General features: G+C 40.4%; 16 protein-coding genes and 1 pseudogene. 8 read left to right on the top strand and 9 right to left on the bottom strand.

Annotation, left to right across the window (positions count from 1 at the left end; translation table 11 throughout):
* Positions 1-59 precede the first annotated feature (59 nt).
* The gene (locus ACX27_RS18190; RefSeq protein WP_062294845.1) at positions 60-620 is read right to left on the bottom strand and encodes a general stress protein; all 561 of its coding nucleotides are present in this window, start codon (positions 618-620) and stop codon (positions 60-62) included.
* Between the two features lie 44 nt (positions 621-664).
* A complete protein-coding gene (gene crtO, locus ACX27_RS18185; RefSeq protein ID WP_062294844.1) occupies positions 665-2,347 on the bottom strand; it encodes a beta-carotene ketolase CrtO in 1,683 nt (560 codons plus the stop codon).
* 211 nt (positions 2,348-2,558) lie between these two features.
* Here crtO and ACX27_RS18180 point away from each other — a divergent pair, with 211 nt between their 5' ends.
* Positions 2,559-2,828 (top strand): hypothetical protein, encoded by a 270-nt coding sequence (locus ACX27_RS18180; RefSeq protein WP_062294843.1) that lies wholly within the window; start codon positions 2,559-2,561, stop codon positions 2,826-2,828.
* 91 nt (positions 2,829-2,919) lie between these two features.
* Here the strand turns inward: ACX27_RS18180 and ACX27_RS18175 are convergent, their stop codons facing one another.
* From ACX27_RS18175 to ACX27_RS18170, 3 genes are all read right to left on the bottom strand, one after another.
* Positions 2,920-4,116 carry a site-2 protease family protein gene (locus ACX27_RS18175; protein ID WP_062294842.1) on the bottom strand — a complete coding sequence of 399 codons (1,197 nt, stop codon included), beginning with the start codon at positions 4,114-4,116 and terminating at the stop codon, positions 2,920-2,922.
* 199 nt (positions 4,117-4,315) lie between these two features.
* Positions 4,316-4,525 carry a DUF3226 domain-containing protein gene (locus ACX27_RS35390; protein ID WP_335337837.1) on the bottom strand — a complete coding sequence of 70 codons (210 nt, stop codon included), beginning with the start codon at positions 4,523-4,525 and terminating at the stop codon, positions 4,316-4,318.
* Between the two features lie 67 nt (positions 4,526-4,592).
* Positions 4,593-5,615, bottom strand: coding sequence for an IS4 family transposase (locus tag ACX27_RS18170; RefSeq protein ID WP_083468767.1), 1,023 nt, complete (start codon positions 5,613-5,615; stop codon positions 4,593-4,595).
* Positions 5,616-5,981: 366 nt separating this feature from the next.
* Here ACX27_RS18170 and ACX27_RS18165 point away from each other — a divergent pair, with 366 nt between their 5' ends.
* The 4 genes from ACX27_RS18165 to ACX27_RS18155 all read left to right on the top strand — a co-directional run bounded on the left by ACX27_RS18165 (position 5,982) and on the right by ACX27_RS18155 (position 7,613).
* Entirely contained in the window at positions 5,982-6,203 is a 222-nt protein-coding gene (locus ACX27_RS18165; RefSeq protein WP_062294840.1) for a hypothetical protein, read from the top strand.
* Positions 6,204-6,396: 193 nt separating this feature from the next.
* Entirely contained in the window at positions 6,397-6,564 is a 168-nt protein-coding gene (locus ACX27_RS35385) for a hypothetical protein (RefSeq protein ID WP_335337712.1), read from the top strand.
* Positions 6,530-7,240: a cyanophycinase gene (locus tag ACX27_RS18160; RefSeq protein WP_335337711.1), complete on the top strand. Its 711-nt coding sequence runs from the start codon at positions 6,530-6,532 to the stop codon at positions 7,238-7,240. Before ACX27_RS35385 ends, ACX27_RS18160 begins: the two co-directional genes overlap by 35 nt.
* Before the next feature lie 190 nt (positions 7,241-7,430).
* Positions 7,431-7,613 (top strand): hypothetical protein, encoded by a 183-nt coding sequence (locus ACX27_RS18155; RefSeq protein ID WP_062294839.1) that lies wholly within the window; start codon positions 7,431-7,433, stop codon positions 7,611-7,613.
* A 158-nt stretch (positions 7,614-7,771) separates the two neighbouring features.
* Here the strand turns inward: ACX27_RS18155 and ACX27_RS32480 are convergent, their stop codons facing one another.
* The 3 genes from ACX27_RS32480 to ACX27_RS18145 all read right to left on the bottom strand — a co-directional run bounded on the left by ACX27_RS32480 (position 7,772) and on the right by ACX27_RS18145 (position 9,421).
* Positions 7,772-7,915, bottom strand: coding sequence for a hypothetical protein (locus ACX27_RS32480; protein ID WP_158507398.1), 144 nt, complete (start codon positions 7,913-7,915; stop codon positions 7,772-7,774).
* Positions 7,916-8,240: 325 nt separating this feature from the next.
* A complete protein-coding gene (locus tag ACX27_RS18150) occupies positions 8,241-8,711 on the bottom strand; it encodes a hypothetical protein (RefSeq protein WP_062294838.1) in 471 nt (156 codons plus the stop codon).
* 143 nt (positions 8,712-8,854) lie between these two features.
* Complete coding sequence (locus ACX27_RS18145) at positions 8,855-9,421, bottom strand: MarR family winged helix-turn-helix transcriptional regulator (RefSeq protein WP_062294837.1); 567 nt, start codon at positions 9,419-9,421, stop codon at positions 8,855-8,857.
* A 173-nt stretch (positions 9,422-9,594) separates the two neighbouring features.
* On the opposite strand from ACX27_RS18145, the gene ACX27_RS18140 reads away from it, so the two are divergent.
* Positions 9,595-10,218, top strand: a complete 624-nt coding sequence (locus ACX27_RS18140) for a Uma2 family endonuclease (RefSeq protein WP_062294836.1) — start codon at positions 9,595-9,597, stop codon at positions 10,216-10,218.
* Between the two features lie 13 nt (positions 10,219-10,231).
* Here ACX27_RS18140 and ACX27_RS18135 read toward each other — a convergent pair.
* Positions 10,232-11,804: pseudogene (locus ACX27_RS18135) on the bottom strand (metallophosphoesterase).
* A 1,005-nt stretch (positions 11,805-12,809) separates the two neighbouring features.
* On the opposite strand from ACX27_RS18135, the gene ACX27_RS18125 reads away from it, so the two are divergent.
* Entirely contained in the window at positions 12,810-13,709 is a 900-nt protein-coding gene (locus ACX27_RS18125; RefSeq protein ID WP_158507397.1) for a DUF928 domain-containing protein, read from the top strand.
* A gap of 360 nt (positions 13,710-14,069) precedes the next feature.
* Positions 14,070-17,405, top strand: a complete 3,336-nt coding sequence (locus ACX27_RS18120) for an FHA domain-containing protein (RefSeq protein WP_062294833.1) — start codon at positions 14,070-14,072, stop codon at positions 17,403-17,405.
* The last annotated feature ends 157 nt before the right edge of the window (positions 17,406-17,562 follow it).

Genomic DNA, 17,562 nt, shown 5'->3' with positions numbered 1-17,562 from the left:
CTTCTGTTAGAGGTTAGAGGCTAGAGGTTAGGGACTAGAGAAGATATGAGCAAAAAATACTAGCCTCTAGCTCCTAGTCCCTCTTGATAAACGCCCCAATTTTGAATATCTTGTTCACGTAAAATTGGTTCGGCGCGTTGAATTTCTGATTCTGTTCCTTCGAGGATGAGCAAATAATAGCTTTGTTGCAGGCGATCGCTATAAATTCTGGCTCTCTCCTCCGGGATACCCAAATCTGTGAAAGCTTTGACTAAATTTTGATTTGCGGCTGCGCCTACAGCTACACCTGCCACACTAGTAGCTAAAGCTACACCGACAGAACCTGCTGCTAATACCGCACCCAAACCAGGAAGCGCCAGACTGCTCAAACCGAGTAACAAAGTACCCCAACTAGTTGCTGTGAGCGTATTTCCCACGGGTGAGCTAACGTTGACATCTTGATCACCGATGCGATCGCTGAGTGGTGCTTCACCGATGCTTTCACCTTGCTTGACATCTTTAGCAATTACCGAAACTCTTTCTAGAGGAAAGCCAGAAGCTTGCAAATCATTAATCGCTTTCTCTAATTCTTGCGCCTTAGTAAATACTCCTAACGCATAGATACTATTTTTCGTTACCATATTTTCCTCGGTGATAATTTTGTAAGTGAATGATTGTAGATTTACTAACCTTGAAAAACAGATGCAATTTTGGACTTAAGCGAATTTCCTGCCTCTTTAAATGTCTGAGAAATTGGTTCCTCAGCGTGCAGAAATACTCGCGCACAATTGCGTCCTGGCATTCCCGAAATTGACCCACCAGGGTGAGTTCCAGCACCAGTTAAATATAAATTTTCAATTGGTGTTTTATAGTTGGCTAATTCTGGCAATGGGCGGAAGCAAAGCATTTGCTCTAAGGTCATATCAATGTGATAGTAATTGCCTTTATATGAACCTAAGCGTTCTCCTAATTCCGCCGGACTTTCGACATGGCGGGCAATAATTGAATAATTTAAATTGGGGGAATAATTAGCTAATTTAGCAATAACTTTATCGGCAACTTGATTTTTTAATTCATCTGTCCAACCCGTACCTTTTAAACCAGTACCTTCTGCACCGGCAATTTGATAAGGAGCAAAAAATTCAATCCACAATGTATGCTTATCTTCAGGAGCCATTGAAGGGTCAAGGGCTGTCGGCATTACTAAATACATTGAAGGGTCATCGTCGGGAATTTTGCCCAAGGTAATTTCGCTATGAGCTTGTTCGACATGCTTGACTGAATCTGCAATCAAGACAGAACCCATTAAATACTCATCTCGATGATTATGATGCTCAAAACGCAGAGGTTCAGATAAAGCACAATCAATTTTGAGGATAGTTTCATTATTATTAACAATGCGGCGGTCTAATCTTTCTCGCAAATTTGTATCTACATCGCCTTCATCAATCAATTGCAAGAATAAACGCTTGGCATCAATACTAGAAATTACTCCTTTATTCGCACGATATTCTTGACCACCAGCAACCCGTACACCCACAGCTTTACCATCATCTACCAAGACTTTTTCTACCTTTTTGTCAGTTAAAATAACGCCACTTTTACTTGTTACTAATCTCACTAAAGCTTCGACCAGTGCGCCACTACCACCCCTTGGTCTAGCCATCCCCGGATTATGGCGTAAAAGCAACATCATTGCCCCAAAAGACATGGCTTTTTGGGAAGGCGGTGAACTTAATTCTGCTGCTAATCGTGCGAGAGGTGCTTTGACAAATTCTGAATCAAAATACTCATTGATATTATCTATAGGGCTACTCAGAACTGTACGCAGCAAATCTAAAGTGATATTAGTTCCGCCGACAATTGAAAATAAATCATGTAAATTATTGAGATTGTAATTACCAACAATATCAACAATTGATTTAGGAGGCGCATTGAAAAAAGGAGTAATTGCTGTAACAAAACGCTGCCAAAATTTAATATATTCTGCGTATTTTTGGGCATCTCTTTGACTGAATTGAGCAATTTCTTGACAAGTTGCTTCTACAGATTTATGAGCTAAAAAATATTTGCCATCAGGATGAGGACAAAATGCTACTGGGTCACAGGTAAGATATTCTAAACCATATTTATTGAGTTCTAATTCTTGAATAACTGGCCCTAAGAATATAAATAAATGATTCATAGCACAGGGGTTAAATTTAAACCCTGGCGCTTCATTAGGCATCAGTTCTTCAGTTGTACAACCACCTCCAGGAAGCGATCGCCCTTCCAACAACAAGACGCTGTAACCCGCTTTGAGTAAGTAGCCAGCACATACCAAGCCATTGTGACCAGCCCCAATAATTACAACGTCATACTCTTCCATGATTGCCACTTAGAGACTAGAGCATCTCTCCCGATGTTAGAAAATACATCCAAGCTCTGACTCTTTCGTGGGTTATATTATTTTTAATAACTAAAGGTAGTGTCCCATACACGAAAAAACATTTATCTCACGCAAAGGCGCACAGGCGCGAAGAAGAATGGGAGAGTAATTTGAAAACTTGATTCTGTTGATTATTTTTTTGGAGATATTCATGAACGGCATAGATTGGTTAAGAAAATTGCATACAAAGGAACTTCTCGGCATTAAAAATGATTGCTACAAGTGGTTCTTTCATCCAGATGGTTATGTTATCTATAACAATGGTGATTTTCCTAAAGGCTCTGGAATTAAGATTACCTATGCAGAGTTAAAACAGGTATTAAGTGAAAGACCCCACATACCAAATAAAGCCGAAACTAAACGTATCAGACAGCAAGCGGCAAAGCAAAAAGTCAGGTCATATCAATCTAGTAAATTCTGATATCAAACAATAACCGCCAACACTCACGAACCAACACAAATAATCTTTCCTAACTATCAGCGTCCATTCGCGTTAATCGGCGGTTAAAAATTTAATTAACAGTAGACTTAGCAATTACTCCCAACTGCAACCCCGGCGGATAACTACCTTCTTCTTTAATCCGCTTAATTTCCACATCAGTGAATGGAATACTTAACTTTTGTGCAACTGCACTCACAATATCACCCCGGTCAATTACGCCAGCTACCGCACCAGCCGGAGAAAGTACAGTAATACGTGGTAACTGTTCATTTTCTAGTTTGTTAATTACTTCGGCGATCGCAGTTGATTCGGTGACTGTTGGTATTTCTGTGAGAGGATGAACAATAGTTTGCAGAGTGCGGGTTTCCCATTCACTTCTTTCGACCAAGCGCAAATCCTCAATCGCCACCAGACCGCGATAACGTCCATCCGACGCAGCAAAATACACTTGTGGTGCAGCACTCTCTAATAGATATGCGTCAGCAAAGGCGCGTAAACTCTGGTCAGCATCAACTACGCGAAAGTCCCGCGTCATTGCACTACTAGCTACCATCTTCAACAAAGTTTCTTGTAAGGTAGTCACGCGGTCGTAGGTGTTGGCGTTACGAATCCCAAACCAACCAATCATCGCAATCCACAAACCGAGTGCTAATTCTTTTGTAAAGAAATCTACCGCAAATCCTAATGCGATCGCCGCATAACCCAAAATTTGCCCTGATCTTGCTGCCCAGTGTACTGCTTGAAAGCGATCGCCTGTAACTTTCCACAGTGCTGCTTTTAACACCTGACCACCATCTAAAGGTAAGCCCGGAATCAAGTTAAATAAGGCGACAACCAAGTTAATTCTTGCCAAATCCCCCACCATCATATTGAGAGGACTAGTCTCAGGGATAAAAATTTCTACAATCCGCAATAAGAAAAACAACCCCACACTTACCAAAGGCCCGGCTATGGCTACTTGAAAGGCTTTACCAGGAGTTTTCGATTCTTCTTCAATTGCGGCAATCCCACCAAACAAAAATAGGGTGATCGAATTAACTTTAATACCTTGCGACCGCGCTGCCAAACTATGACCTAATTCGTGTAACAATACCGAACCAAATAGCAGCAATGCCATGACTATCCCAGCACTCCAGGCGATAGCAGACCCCCATTCTTGGTAAGCCACACCAAAATTCAGGGTTGCTAGTCCTAAAATGACAAACCACAAAGGGTCTAAAAACAACGGGATACCAAATAAAGTCCCAATTTTCCAATTTGTTTGCATAACATTGTCCTAAATCTACAATCATCCCAGTTCACTTTAGTCACCCACAAGAAATTTCTCAACTCCTCTAGGTGAGAACATGGTTTTATTTACACTAAATAATCTACGTATTAAAAATTACATTAAAACAGTGATCGCCCACCATTAATATTTTACAAACATATAGGCGATCGCTCCTGGGAAAGCGCAAAATACACGATTATAAATTGTAGAGATTTTTAAACCATGTGAAAAATATTTGGGCGTTTGGATGTTGAGAATTTAGGACTTTATACTTAATAGCTTGATGTAGTTGTCTACCTGGTTCTTCTTGCCATGCCAACCAAGTGTAGATTTTAGCTTTATCAATATAAGAATCTTTAAATGGCGCTCCTTTATTTTTTGCTTTTTGTGCTACTTCCTGAGCCAGAAATGTTGAATGATGATATAAAACTTTACATAAATAATTACACGGATTCTAAGAAGCCAAAAAAATGTCAACATAACATCATCTCTTCAAACCAATGAACATAACTGATTTTCTGACACATACAAGACTGAAGATAGCGAAATTTATCTAATAATGTATTATTCCATTGTTCAGGAATAGAGACAAGCTGTAAAATCAGATAAGCAATCAGGCTAGTATAAATTTGGATAGTGATGCCATTGAGGTTTTTGGTAATTAATTTATCCAACTTTAAGTGCATCTTCAAAAACTTCCATAACAATTCAACGCTCCAGCGTAATCGATAAATATCTCGAATTTCATCATCACTAACAGCCGTTTCTCCCGTAGCAGGTAAGTTAGTCACTAACCGAAATTCGGTTTGAGTTTCTAAATCGCAAAAACTCACCACTCTATAGGCATTAGCATCATGAGATGCGCCAATTTTGATTAAGCCAGTTGACTCTTGAAATTCGAGTTTCCAATTGTTTTTAATCCGGAGAACAAAGTATTTTTTGTCCTGGACTAATTCTTGGATAAATTTAAATCCGGCAAACCCCCTGTCCATTACCCCCACAGCATCCGTTGGCAAATTTGAGAGCATTTTTGAACCAAAATTATAATCATGGTTATGCCCAAAATTAATGAAATTATCTTCAGGTGTTCCTGTAGCTAAATTCAGCGAACTAAACAGTTTTACCTGATGAAATCCTAAAATCCATAACAACTTACTCGTCAAAGTAATAATTGTAGAATCAATTGGACAAATAGCATATTTATCGTGTAATTTTTTGTTATTTACCTGTTGGACTAACTTATTTAATTTTTCATAAATTTCTTGAAATGGTTGTTGACTTCGATGCAAATTAGCTTTTGAGAAAGTCGAAATATCTACGGGATATCCTGTATTATTTAACCGCTTAAACACATCTCGCATACTTGTTAAGCTGTTGTCCAATACATAAGATAGCCAGCACTCGACAAACAGACGGCTGTTCAAGACTGGATAATCATTTTTTGGCAGTTGGCTCAGGATATCTTTGACAATTTTAGGAAATCTATTTATAATCACTATCAAACAGATATATTTATGTTTATCGCCCAAATTTTACCAAACTTTGGGCGATTTCTATCGGGTTTTTCTTAACATTCAACACTTCTGCTTTAGAATAGTTAAATATAAATTTTTGCAGTTATCTAAAATACAGGGATATATTTCTCTAACTTTTGACTTTGATATAAGTAAATAGTCAAGCTTAACTGATGGCAATAATAGAAATAAGATTACTCAAACATACGTCATGACTCTAGATATAGGTTCTAAAAAATGAAGTTAAAACTCTTGGTGTATAGATGATAAAACCCAAGACAGAGAATAGATGATTTTTGGGGAGCTAAAACTATAAGTAGTCGGTATTAAGGATAAGAATTAATCATCATGATTGCAAAGGTTTTGATAAATCCTAAGTTCACTAAAGGTCAAGAAGTAAGATTTATTGGAGGTAAAGGTGTTGTTAAAAACTATAGACCAGAATCAAATAGCTGGCTCTATCTAATAGAAATGCCTTTAAGAATAGAGCATGAAATAGAAAGAATAGGCTATGAAACCATGATCTGGTTATCTGAGTCAGATATTTATTCAATGTTGATGGCTTACTAGTACTTCAATCAAACTTTAACTTAGAATTTTTAGCTAATTTTCCTGAACCACATAAACCTAATAGGTAAAATGATTTTTGATTAACTCTCTGGTTAATAAAAAGCTAGGAGATTACGGTTGAGTTTCTTGAGATTAACATTACACCAACTATTGAAATAAATTTTAGTTGCTTAAAAGCATAATTGGAGAAAATATGTTATTGCATTCAACTCAAGGACATTTAGTAATTATTGGTGGTGCTGTAGATTTGGATGGAGAATGCAAAATTCTTAAACGGTTTGTTGACCTTGCTCAAGGTCGCAATGCCAGGATTGTTGTCTTAACAGTTGCTTCAGGGGAACCTAGAGAAGCTGGGAGATGATTATATAGATACATTCAAACGCTTAGGTGCTGAAAGTGTAGAAGTCATTGACACAATTCGTAAAGAAGATGCCAGTGCTTCAAAAGCCCTGGATGTAGTAAGAAATGCGACTGGAGTATTTTTTACAGGTGGAAAACAAGAACGTATATCTGACTTACTCAAAGACACAGAGTTAGAAGCCATTTTACATCAACGTTATCAAGAGCCAGAATTTGTCATTGGTGGGACGAGTGCTGGCGCTCACGCCATGTCAAACATCATGATTATCGAAGGAGATTCTGAAATTAATCCTTGCTATCAGAGTAATAAATTAGAATCAGGGCTGGGTTTTCTTCAAGGAGTATTAATTGACTCTCATTTTGAACAACGTGGACGCTTAGGGCGTTTACTTTCAGGGCTTGTTCATCAAAACAATATGTGGGGACTCGGATTAGATGAGAATACCGCAGTGATCGTTAAAGATAACCATTTTAAAGTAATTGGTGAAAATGCAGTTATTGTTATAGATATCAGTGAAACTAGCAACAGTGACGAGAATCTACTCGACAAGGGAGAGGGTTTAGCACTCTGGGGAATCAAGTTGAATGTTCTTCCTGATGGATATAGTTTTTATATTGAAAATCAAAGGCCAATTCTAGAGAAAGCCTCTAGTAAAGCAGAATTAATTAGTGCTTGATTTAAGCTATTGGCTGAGATGACGATTTTTAATAGCAGTAAATTGATATAACTTTAGAGATCACTCAGTCTAAGCCACGACAGCGCAACTCACTTGCGAGGTCGTGGCTATTATGAAATATTTTTAATTTCTATCAAGTTAATAACAGCTTCAAAATAGACTTTAATCAGATTTAAAAAAAATTCTAAAAATGAAACCTCAAAATAAAGCACTCTCAGCTAAAAAAGAGATAGCTGACGTAAACCGAGATAATGTAAAAGAGTTTGAGGTTATGCGTGAACAAGCCTTGGCTATGCGTGAAGAAGCTAAACTTATGTTTAATCAAGCCAAGGTTATGCGTGAAGGAGCCAAGGTTATGCGTAAAAGAGTTTAGTTGCCGTGATAGTCTCTTTAAACGACATCACTGAAGGCGAGCGCAATTTTCTCCAAGAGCCAACTCCGCGCAATAGAGATACGCCGTATTGGCTCTCAAAAGTATTGATTTATCTAAGTTTTGACCAGTATTACTAAGAAATTCAGGATATAATTTGCTTACTTTACGTGTATATTAATTATCGTTTGACTTGGAGCGATCGCACTCATCATTGCTGATTTGCTTACTTTGAGGACATTGTCATTATCGCTGGAGTTGGAGCGATCGCACTCACTCATCATTGCTGATTTGCTTACTTTCAAGACAGTCGCTACTATTCTCTTAACTGACTGGTGAATAAGTGAGGCTTCTTAAGCAACCAAGATAATAGTCAGTTTTATCACATCCATACAAAGCCATTCGGCATTTAACTTTCCCGCGCTTCAGACACAGATCACCGGGAGCATCTTACCGACGACCCAGATTAATTCTGATGCAGCGCGGTTGTTAGCCAGATAGTAATACCAATTCGCAATTTGCAATTCGCAATTCGCAATTAAGAAATGTAGCTCCAGTCAGACTTTCCTGATTTCTATCTGTCGCATTCTTTTTTCAAATTGGTATAAGCATGACTATGAGAGCATAAAGCTATAGGGAAGTTGCTGTTCGATTTAGCAACAAACCTATCAGCAAATACAGCATAATAACGCTACTAGCTGATGAGGCAATGAGTCTAACACTGTTATATTGAATAAGTCTCCGAATGCTGCCTTTATCGGAGTAACCTTGGCGCTGGAGTCGATTATGAATTGGAACAGCAAACGTGAGGCTGATTATCATAATTGATGCGTTCAGCACAAGCAACATAAGTACCCAGCCAAGCTTAACTTCTACTGGATGTACAAATACCAGTAGCAGTGTACTTAGCATCAACAACATGTAAGGTATGTAGATACTAAACGGGAGCCTGCGCTCATATTCTTTGTGAAACGATACAAACTCTGTTTGTCCAACCCAACCAAAAAGTGGATAAGTAGTGACCTGTGTGTACCAATGCAGAGCATTGTTGAAAAATGTTGTAGAAGCTGCAATCACGAAAACAATAATTTCTATGCTCATGATGTTTGTATTTCCTATATTACTTATGAATGCAAATCAATTAACGGCTTCTGAGGTAATAGAAATACTTACTAAGCCTCATCAGTCAAGAACATCTGCTGTCTGCTGGAATCATATTCATATAACCCCAAAAGAAACTTACGTTAATTGTCAACATCTTTGGCTGTCGTTGATTTCCATGAAGCATTGCTCGTTGCAACACGCTTTAGCAATTCATTGAGAATCTGTTGTTCTTCTAGTGTTAAGGCAGCGAAGAATTGTTTTGCTACTTCAATCGATACATGTTCTGCTTGTTGGAGTCGTTGTTCACCAGCCTTTAAAAGATGAACTTCATAGGCTCGCCGATCGCTCGGATGAGGTCGTCGTTCAATTAAGCCCTGCGCTTCTAGGTCATTGAGCAAAGTAACCATGCTCGCTTTATCAACACGAAGTTTGTCACCCAGTCGTGCTTGAACCATTGCACCTTCACCAGCTAGTAATTGGAGGATACCAACCTGGAGCGGACGCAGATTTAAGGGAGTCATAGCACGGGCATAAAACTGTGCGCCGAGTTCAGTCACCCAGTGAAGTACAAAGCCTGTCCAGTGACTCAGACATTCTGGCAAAGGCTCCCAGTCTAGATCGTGTCCACTAAAAGTATGTGGATTAACTGATGGGCTTTCTTGCTTTGGTACTTCAGCAGATTGCTTGGAGGATATTCGTCTCTTCATAGAACCAAAAACATTTGCTAAACAAACGTTAGCATGAAAAAACGTTTGTTATAAAAACTATTTACAGTTCACCATACCAATTTGGGAAAAATATATTTATTCTGGGAATTTCGACAAAGCTGTATATCTTGATAGCATTGAGTCAAGTACCCGTCAGCAATAGAGCAAGAACGATGTACGTCGCCATCACACAACCACTGACTTTTACAGAGTTTCTTGCCTGGGATGATGGTTCAGGCAGAGAATTTGAGCTATGGGATGGAATTCCTGTGCCATTATCCGAACCAAATGCCAATCATGAAGATTTGATTCAACGACTATGCGCCTACTTAGAAAATCATTGCCAAGCAAATGACCTCCCCTACGTATCTCGACAATCTAAACAGGTGCGGCTGAAGACAGCATCGGGAGAAAAAGAAAAAAGCCGCAAAGCTGATATTGTCATTTTTGCTAAGGAAGAATGGCAACGGATGAAAACTAGTTCTAGTTCTGCGGCTGCATATATTCCACCACCAGGAATCATTGAAGTTGTTAGCAACAATTGGAAGGATGACTATCTCACAAAACTGGCTGAATATGAAGACCTAGGTGTTTTGGAGTACATAATTGTAGACTATGCTGCTTTTGGTGGGATTCGGTTTATTGGTTCGCCTAAGCAGCCGACGATCACAATATATCAACTAGAAAATGGAGAGTATTTACCTCCAAAGATATTTCGAGGAGAAGAGCGAATTGATTCGCTATTGTTTCCGCACATTCCGCTAACGGCTGAACAGATTTTTGCCATGAGTCGCTGATTAAAATCAGCATTTACAACAGTAACGGTTCCATTTCATGCTGATACCATTTTTGTTCCACTCGTTCTGCAACTAAAGGTCGAACAATAAATTTAGGTGGACAACCATCTTTAACATCAACTCGCACGCAAGAATAAGGTAAGCGTGTTTGCGAACCATAACCATAGCGACCAACATACAGCAGTGAGTCGGCGACTTTGCGAGTAGGACTACCAGGAAGTTCCCTAAAACTCTCTAACAATTCTGTTCCTTCAACGCGCTGGCGGCGGGGACGGCGACCACTACCACCGGAGATAATACAAGGAATATGAGAATCGGCATATCCGGTATCGCCTGTGCGGAGATATTCTAAACAGTGGGCATGGCCGTTAAATATTAAATCAACTATGGGGCGGTTTTGTACTAAGGAACCAAGATTTTCTTTGACTTGTTCTAATACCCAACGCAAACGGTGACGCACCGCCAAAGTTTGGGCTTGACTCCATTTGGTGGCTTCGGTAACGTAAGGAGGATGGTGAAAAAAGAGAATTCTAGCGCGAACTTCTGAGGTATGCCAAGATTCAATTAGTCTGTCACGCAACCATTCTAGTTGTTCAAAATCAATTGTTGCTGAATGCTGAGATGATAATTGTTTTTCGATATCAATTTTGACTTCGTTAATTTGGTCTAATTTAGCACTGAGGTCGTCTAGTTGTTCCGCATCGGCCGGATCATCAGGATTTAGGCGATCGCTCATTGCCAAAATCTGCTCTTCTTCTTTATTTATTTCCTGGCGGCGTTTTTTGCAATTCCTGACGATAAATTTCCCCCGCTTGAGTTGTCGGTAAAGGCGATGGCATATTAAAAGTATTAGAATCCAGAGCGAAAAAATCTATACCACCATACCGAAAACTGTAATAACGATTAGGTACACGGGTAAAATCTCCTGGGATGTAACGTAAACAACGACCAGTGTCGGTTTTGCCTGTATAACGCTGGTCTAAATGATGATTTAATTCTTCGGGAGCAGCAAAACGGGCTAAATAATCCAGAAAAGCGCGTGCATAAGCATCTCCTTGATTAGAACCATGCCAACCAATTTCAAAATCTTTGTAGCGCAGCATTCGCCGTAGCCTGAGTGTACTTCCTGTTAACCAGCGATAAACAAAAGGTACATCATAATAATCATGGTTGCCGAGAACTGGTAAAAACGGTAGGTTAAAAATCATGCGATCGTAAGCAATATTCTTGGGGTTCTCGCCACCCACCAAAAACTCACGGTAAGGTTCAATAAAGTTGGCTGGATAATATTCATGGGAACCCACCACATAAATCACATCGCCGGTATGCAGCACAAAACGGCAATCATCTTGATGAGCCAGCATTAATTCTGCCACTTCTCGTTGCGGATGGTGTCCGTAATGAGATTTTGTCCCACTATCCCCAATCACCAAAAATGAAAAGTCGGGAGTATCATCTTTGCCATCGTCAATTACCATACTAGTTTGATCGATGCCGCGCTGGATAATACTGCTATGTCGCCACCTTACCCGTTCCTTCATTTTTTGGATTTTTACCGGAATTGCTGGCTCAGAAATCAGTCTCATACGTTAATAATGCTTCCCTATCGCATCCCAATTGTAGCGATTTGTTTTAGTAATTCATCACGGCTGCTGACTAACCTCAGTTGTGTTGCGAGTTATTCAGAATAGTTCAAGATTATGAATGAAAACGAAAGGCAAATTTTTATGCAAGTATTAATTAATAATTTTCTGCAATTAATAGACAGTTTTGAGCTAGTGAATTGATGGGTCTGCTTGATAGCGTTTTTATCCCTACTTTTAATGGAGAAAAGTATACTTTTAACTGGGATTTTAGCTGCTTGATTGGTGAGTTATTGGCAAAGTAAAGCCAGGGTTGAATGCCATCTAGTCACTTAGTTTTTTGCGATTTATTCTCATTAGATTAAAAATTTTGGCGCTGTGGCGTTCTCCTAGAAGTCTCTCTAGCACTTTATCTCCACTTTTATTGTCATAATCGTTACCAAAATCCTTGCCATTCTGAGTTCTCAATCCTGATCCGGCGATATCTTTAATTTCAGTAACTGTAAAACAGTAGGCAGATATGTTAGGACAATTTGAAAGATTGAATGCCAGGAATAGTAACACTGTTCCTCCTGCCTCCTGACTTCTGCCATAAATAAATTCAACGTTCGACTTAACAAAAATTTAGGATGGTTAATTTACATATTTGTTACTAATCTTGAGCATAAAAATATGTACAAGCAAGTTGCAACTAGATTATAGTAGTTTTACGTAAAAACCACCCATAACAACTAGCTAAATAATATTAACCTTTCAAAAAGGTAGTGAATTACTGATGAAATTGTCACAGGAGATACTGACTTACCTTATTACAGGAACCTAGGAGTTTCACAGATAACCCTGAAAATTGTCAACAAGAAGAGATGAAATTTTGCATATCTATGCGAAATGCAACTGATCTGTGTTGTATGAACATACCGTAAAGCCCCAGAGAAGGGATTGACTATGAAACCGTTTTTCTTGATAAGATGCGTCTGTGTTACCTTAATGCTTGGCTCTCTGTTGCCTGTGAGCTTCGATAAAGTAGTAGCCGCACCTGATAACATTGCTCAAGCTCAATCAAACTACAACAAATATATGCAGTTGGGTTACAGTGCGACTCGTCAGCGCAATTACTCAGCCGCTTTAAATTATTTTAAACAAGCACTCCAGGAAAGACCAGGCGATCGCTACGCTACCACAGCGATGAATAATATCCAAATTTATGTAGCCCGCGATCGCCGCAATGGCAACAGCAAGCGACCAACTTATGTTACATACATTCCTCAAAACTTAGGCAAACCGGCACGGCAAATTCAGGGAGGAACTCGCAGTGGTATACGTCTGAGTGAAAGTGGTCAGGCTTGTATGCCAGGGAAAAAACGCTTAACAGCACTAACACCAACCTTGGATGTAATGCAAAGAACTACATCTGCTTATCCGACATTTTTATTTTATGTACCGCAAACATCTGCACCAGTTATGGAACTGGTATTGTCAGATGAAGAAGATAATGTTGTGTATCAACAAACCTTGCCAACACCAAGTAAAGCTGGTATTGTCAGCCTGAGTTTACCAGAAAAACCCGATGTGCTGAGTTTAAAAGCTGGTAAAACTTATCACTGGGACTTTTCCGTGATTTGCGATCGCAGCGATCGGCAGCTAGATTATGTAGTTTCTGGCTCAATTCAACGTATTGCTCCTGATGCTGCCTTAATGTCGGAAATCAAGCAAGTCAAACCAGAAGAACAAGCAGCAATTTATGCCCTATCGGGATTTTGGGAAGATTCTTTAGCAATTCTGAGTGAGTTGCGTAAATCTAGCCCGAATGACCCGACAATTAAAAATGATTGGGAAGATTTGTTACGCTCTGGAGGTTTAGAAGAAATTGCCCAAGAACCTCTAGTACCTTGCTGCACAATCCATTAATCTACTTAACTGATCACCGCTAGAAAAAACTTTACCGTGGTGAAACAATGATTAAGGAAAACTTTTAATTTCTGACACACAAAACCCTATAACATCATACGTACGTATATTAGGAGTCATCATAGTAAACAAACTTCACCAAGCACCAGTGTCATCAATTTGTATAATCACTAGACTGTAAATTAACTTACCAGCAATCAAATATCAAGTTGCTTGGGCAGCTAATCTTATTGTGAGCCAAGGTGAGCATACAAACTATTAGTAGCTGAAGGTTTTTTCTATGAACTTGTACTTCTTAGTCTAGGGAATTTTATCCACTATTACTGAGTAGAAATCTAACTTTATAGCAACTGCAAACTAATGATTAGTCAAGTCTCAGAAAAAAAGATGCACATTGTCAGGTGGCTGTTAGCGATCGGCTGGCTGACATTAATCTTTTCTTTATTTTATGATCCCCTTTCAGTTTGGTTAACTGACCCCAGTAATACTGCCAGTCCCTTTCATCTCCATCCGGAGAAGTATCTCGATCCGGATGATTGCGTCGCAGTTCAAGGTGTCTGTTTACCAGAACAACCCTATCCGATGGGAGCGCGGATCTTTTGGGCGATGGTACTGCCCATCGGGATTATGATTTTGGTGTTATTTGGGCATGAACTCTGGCGGCGTATCTGTCCTTTATATTTCTTCTCGCAAATTCCCCGCGCTTTAGGAATTCAACGCAAGCGCAAAGTGGTCAATCCCGACACAGGTAACGTGCGTTATGAACTAGCTGGGGTAGAAAAGGAATCTTGGTTAGGGCGGAATTACCTCTACCTGCAAATGTTCCTCTTTTACCTGGGCTTGAACATCCGCATTTTATTTGTGAATAGCGATCGCACCGCAATGGCGCTGTTTTTGCTATTCACCATCTCCGCTTCCATTGGTGTAGGTTATTTATTCAAAGGCAGAAGTTGGTGTCAATACTTCTGCCCAATGGCTCCCGTGCAGATGTTTTATACAGGCCCCAGAGGATTGTTAGGTACTGATGCTCACCTCAAGCCGCCCCAAAGTATCACTCAATCCATGTGTCGGTCGGTAGATACCAGTGGTAACGAAAAAAGTGCCTGCGTCAGCTGTCAATCTCCTTGTATAGATATTGACTCCGAACGCTCTTATTGGGAAGGCATTACCAGACCAGACCAAAAATTAGTGTTCTACACCTATTTTGGCTTGATGTTTGGCTTCTACTTCTACTACTTCTTGTATGCAGGCAACTGGGATTACTACTACTCAGGAGCATGGACACATGAAGAAGGACAGTTAAGCACCCTATTCAACCCTGGTTTTTATATCTTTGGTCAAGCTATTCCCATCCCCAAAATCATTGCTTCTCCTTTGACCATAGGTATCTGTGCCGCCCTCAGCTACTTGATTTGTCAAACCTTAGAAAATGTTTATCGCGCCTTCCTCAAGCGCCAAGGTAGAAACGTTAGCGAAGAAGATATATTACACGTCTGCTTTGTGTTGTGTACATTTATCTCCTTCAACGTCTTCTTTTCCTTTGGTGGTCGTCCCAACATCAGCTTATTTCCCCAATGGGGGATTTTAGTACTCAACGCCATCATCGTTCTCGTCAGCAGCTTGTGGTTACACAGAAGTTTAGCCAGAAGCAGAGACAATTATTCCCGTGAGAGCTTGGCTAGTAGCTTGCGTCGTCAGTTGAACAAACTTGCAGTAGATTGGAGCAAATTCCTTGAAGGGCGATCGCTCCAAGACCTCCTACCCAACGAAGTCTATGTTCTAGCCAAAGTCCTCCCTGGTTTTAACCGAGCCGACAGACTGCGCGTCTACAAAGGTGTATTGCAAGAATCTCTACAAGAAGGTAACGTCCAATCTGCCGACAGCTTAGAAGTTCTCAAAGATGTCCGCAAAGAATTGAACATCAGCGATGAAGAACATTACTCCGTCCTCGCTGAACTCGGTGTTGAAGACCCATCCCTCCTTGATCCCCAAAGACAACTCAGCCGGGAAAATCAACTGCGGATTGACAGTTATCGCCGCGCCCTCGAATTAGTTATCCAAGAACTTGTAGAAACAGGTACACCCTTAGCAGATGCCTTTGAGCGCAAACAAAAGCAAATTATGAGCTTGCGCCAAGAATATGCCATCACATCTGCCGAACAAGAACAAGTCTTGGCAGAAATGTTTAACCAAGATGGCGCACTGCTGCGGACAGCAGAACAGCTACTCTCCCAACTACAAGACCTAGCTGTTCGTTATCAAGCCCTGCAAAACTTAGTTTCTAACCCCCACGCACCTGTTTACCTCTTGCTGCGACAAGCAGTCCAGGAAAAACAAAAACTGATTGTTACCCAGTTACTCAGCATCCTAGAAATTTTAGGAGATACCCCCGAAGCCCTGGATATTGCTCGTTCCATTGGTGTACTAGCAGCCAACATCCTTGGAGAAATTCTGCGATCAAATGAAGAGCAGTCCAGATGGATGTCTCGTTTGAGTATGAGAGTGATCTCTGCCTTACGTCAAGCCAAAGACCTAGTAACTCAATCAGTTCCCCTCACGACAGACTTTAATAATGGCATCGCCGATACCCAAATCGACGTTCCGGGGAACAATAATGCCACTCGCAATGCCAATCAAACCACCGCCACTTGGAGTTCCATCGTCGCGCCTACCCAAATTCCCGAACCTGCTTTACGTTCTGATGTGATTATTGATGTCTTAATGCAACTTTTGCAAGACATTGATCCCTTAGTCCAAGCAGCCAGTTTGTATGCGCTACATCAAATTGATCCCAGCCTGGGTTTCCAACAAGCCCGTCAGCTGCTAGATACAAAGACCATCAAAGATGGTTTAGTGATTGAAACAGCCGAAAGGATTCTTGGTCAAGGACAGCCCCACACCAAAACCACAGTCCCGACCATGATTGCTCAAATCAAAATCATGGGACGTGTAGAACGAAGAGTATTTCAACAGTCTACAGTGCGCGTTGGACGGGAAGTTGGCAACGACATTATCATTTCCGATAACCGCGTTTCTCGCCAACACGCCATCTTCTATGTAGATGAAAAAGGAGTGAGCGTCAAAGACTTGGGTAGTAGCAATGGTCTGCGGATTGGCAAGACACAAATCCTTGACCAGCAAACACAACTCCAACAAGGTGATGTTGTCCGCTTCAGCAGTGGTGATGACATCGTGATTTTGGTGCAGTGGGAAATGCAAGCCCAACAAGGAGATACCATTGCCGATGCTTTAGGCACCTTAGAAAAGCTATTGTGGCTGTATAAGAGTAGTTTCTTCTCCGGTTTGAAAGCCAATGTCTTAATTGATTTGGCGAAAAATAGCCATGTGCGGGTATATCGCCCCGAAGAAGAAATTTGCCGGATGGGTACACCTGCTCATGATCTGATTGTTTTAATTGATGGTGAGGCGAGAGTCAGCCAAAGTATGGGCAATCAAGATATGTCAGGTATGATTTCACCTGGACAAACGATTGGTGAATTGGAAGTATTAAACCACACCAATTATGCGTCAACCATCGTCGCATCTGGTACTAGAACCAAGACACTCAGAATCAATGCCGAGAATTTTGAGGCAGTGCTGGCACAAGACACGTTACTCGCTAGAAATATCTTGGAGCTTTTGAGTAATCGTCTGCAAGCAAGTATGGGACAAGCTTGTTCAGTAACGCAACTCTAAGATTTTAACTGGGATGGTACTACCTACCATCCCAGTTAAAACTATGAGCATTAGTTTTGTAGCACGCCTCATTACCTCTATTGAGTTTAGGTAATGATTACACAGCAGAATTCAGAATTCGGCAGAAATTTCTGCGTATAAACACAGAGAATTTGAC

It is taken from the genome of Nostoc piscinale CENA21 (assembly GCF_001298445.1).
GTDB lineage: Bacteria > Cyanobacteriota > Cyanobacteriia > Cyanobacteriales > Nostocaceae > Nostoc_B > Nostoc_B piscinale_A.
Note: the sequence above shows the minus strand (reverse complement) of the source record. Positions and strands in the feature narration are given on the sequence as shown.

Coding starts and splice junctions, on each gene's coding strand:
- ACX27_RS18150 (WP_062294838.1), bottom strand. CDS start 8,711: ATGAGCATAGAAATTATTGTTTTCGTGATTGCAGCTTCTACAACATTT.
- ACX27_RS18145 (WP_062294837.1), bottom strand. CDS start 9,421: ATGAAGAGACGAATATCCTCCAAGCAATCTGCTGAAGTACCAAAGCAA.
- ACX27_RS18190 (WP_062294845.1), bottom strand. CDS start 620: ATGGTAACGAAAAATAGTATCTATGCGTTAGGAGTATTTACTAAGGCG.
- ACX27_RS18180 (WP_062294843.1), top strand. CDS start 2,559: ATGAACGGCATAGATTGGTTAAGAAAATTGCATACAAAGGAACTTCTC.
- crtO (WP_062294844.1), bottom strand. CDS start 2,347: ATGGAAGAGTATGACGTTGTAATTATTGGGGCTGGTCACAATGGCTTG.
- ACX27_RS18120 (WP_062294833.1), top strand. CDS start 14,070: ATGATTAGTCAAGTCTCAGAAAAAAAGATGCACATTGTCAGGTGGCTG.
- ACX27_RS18175 (WP_062294842.1), bottom strand. CDS start 4,116: ATGCAAACAAATTGGAAAATTGGGACTTTATTTGGTATCCCGTTGTTT.
- ACX27_RS18165 (WP_062294840.1), top strand. CDS start 5,982: ATGATTGCAAAGGTTTTGATAAATCCTAAGTTCACTAAAGGTCAAGAA.
- ACX27_RS18155 (WP_062294839.1), top strand. CDS start 7,431: ATGAAACCTCAAAATAAAGCACTCTCAGCTAAAAAAGAGATAGCTGAC.
- ACX27_RS35385 (WP_335337712.1), top strand. CDS start 6,397: ATGTTATTGCATTCAACTCAAGGACATTTAGTAATTATTGGTGGTGCT.
- ACX27_RS18140 (WP_062294836.1), top strand. CDS start 9,595: ATGTACGTCGCCATCACACAACCACTGACTTTTACAGAGTTTCTTGCC.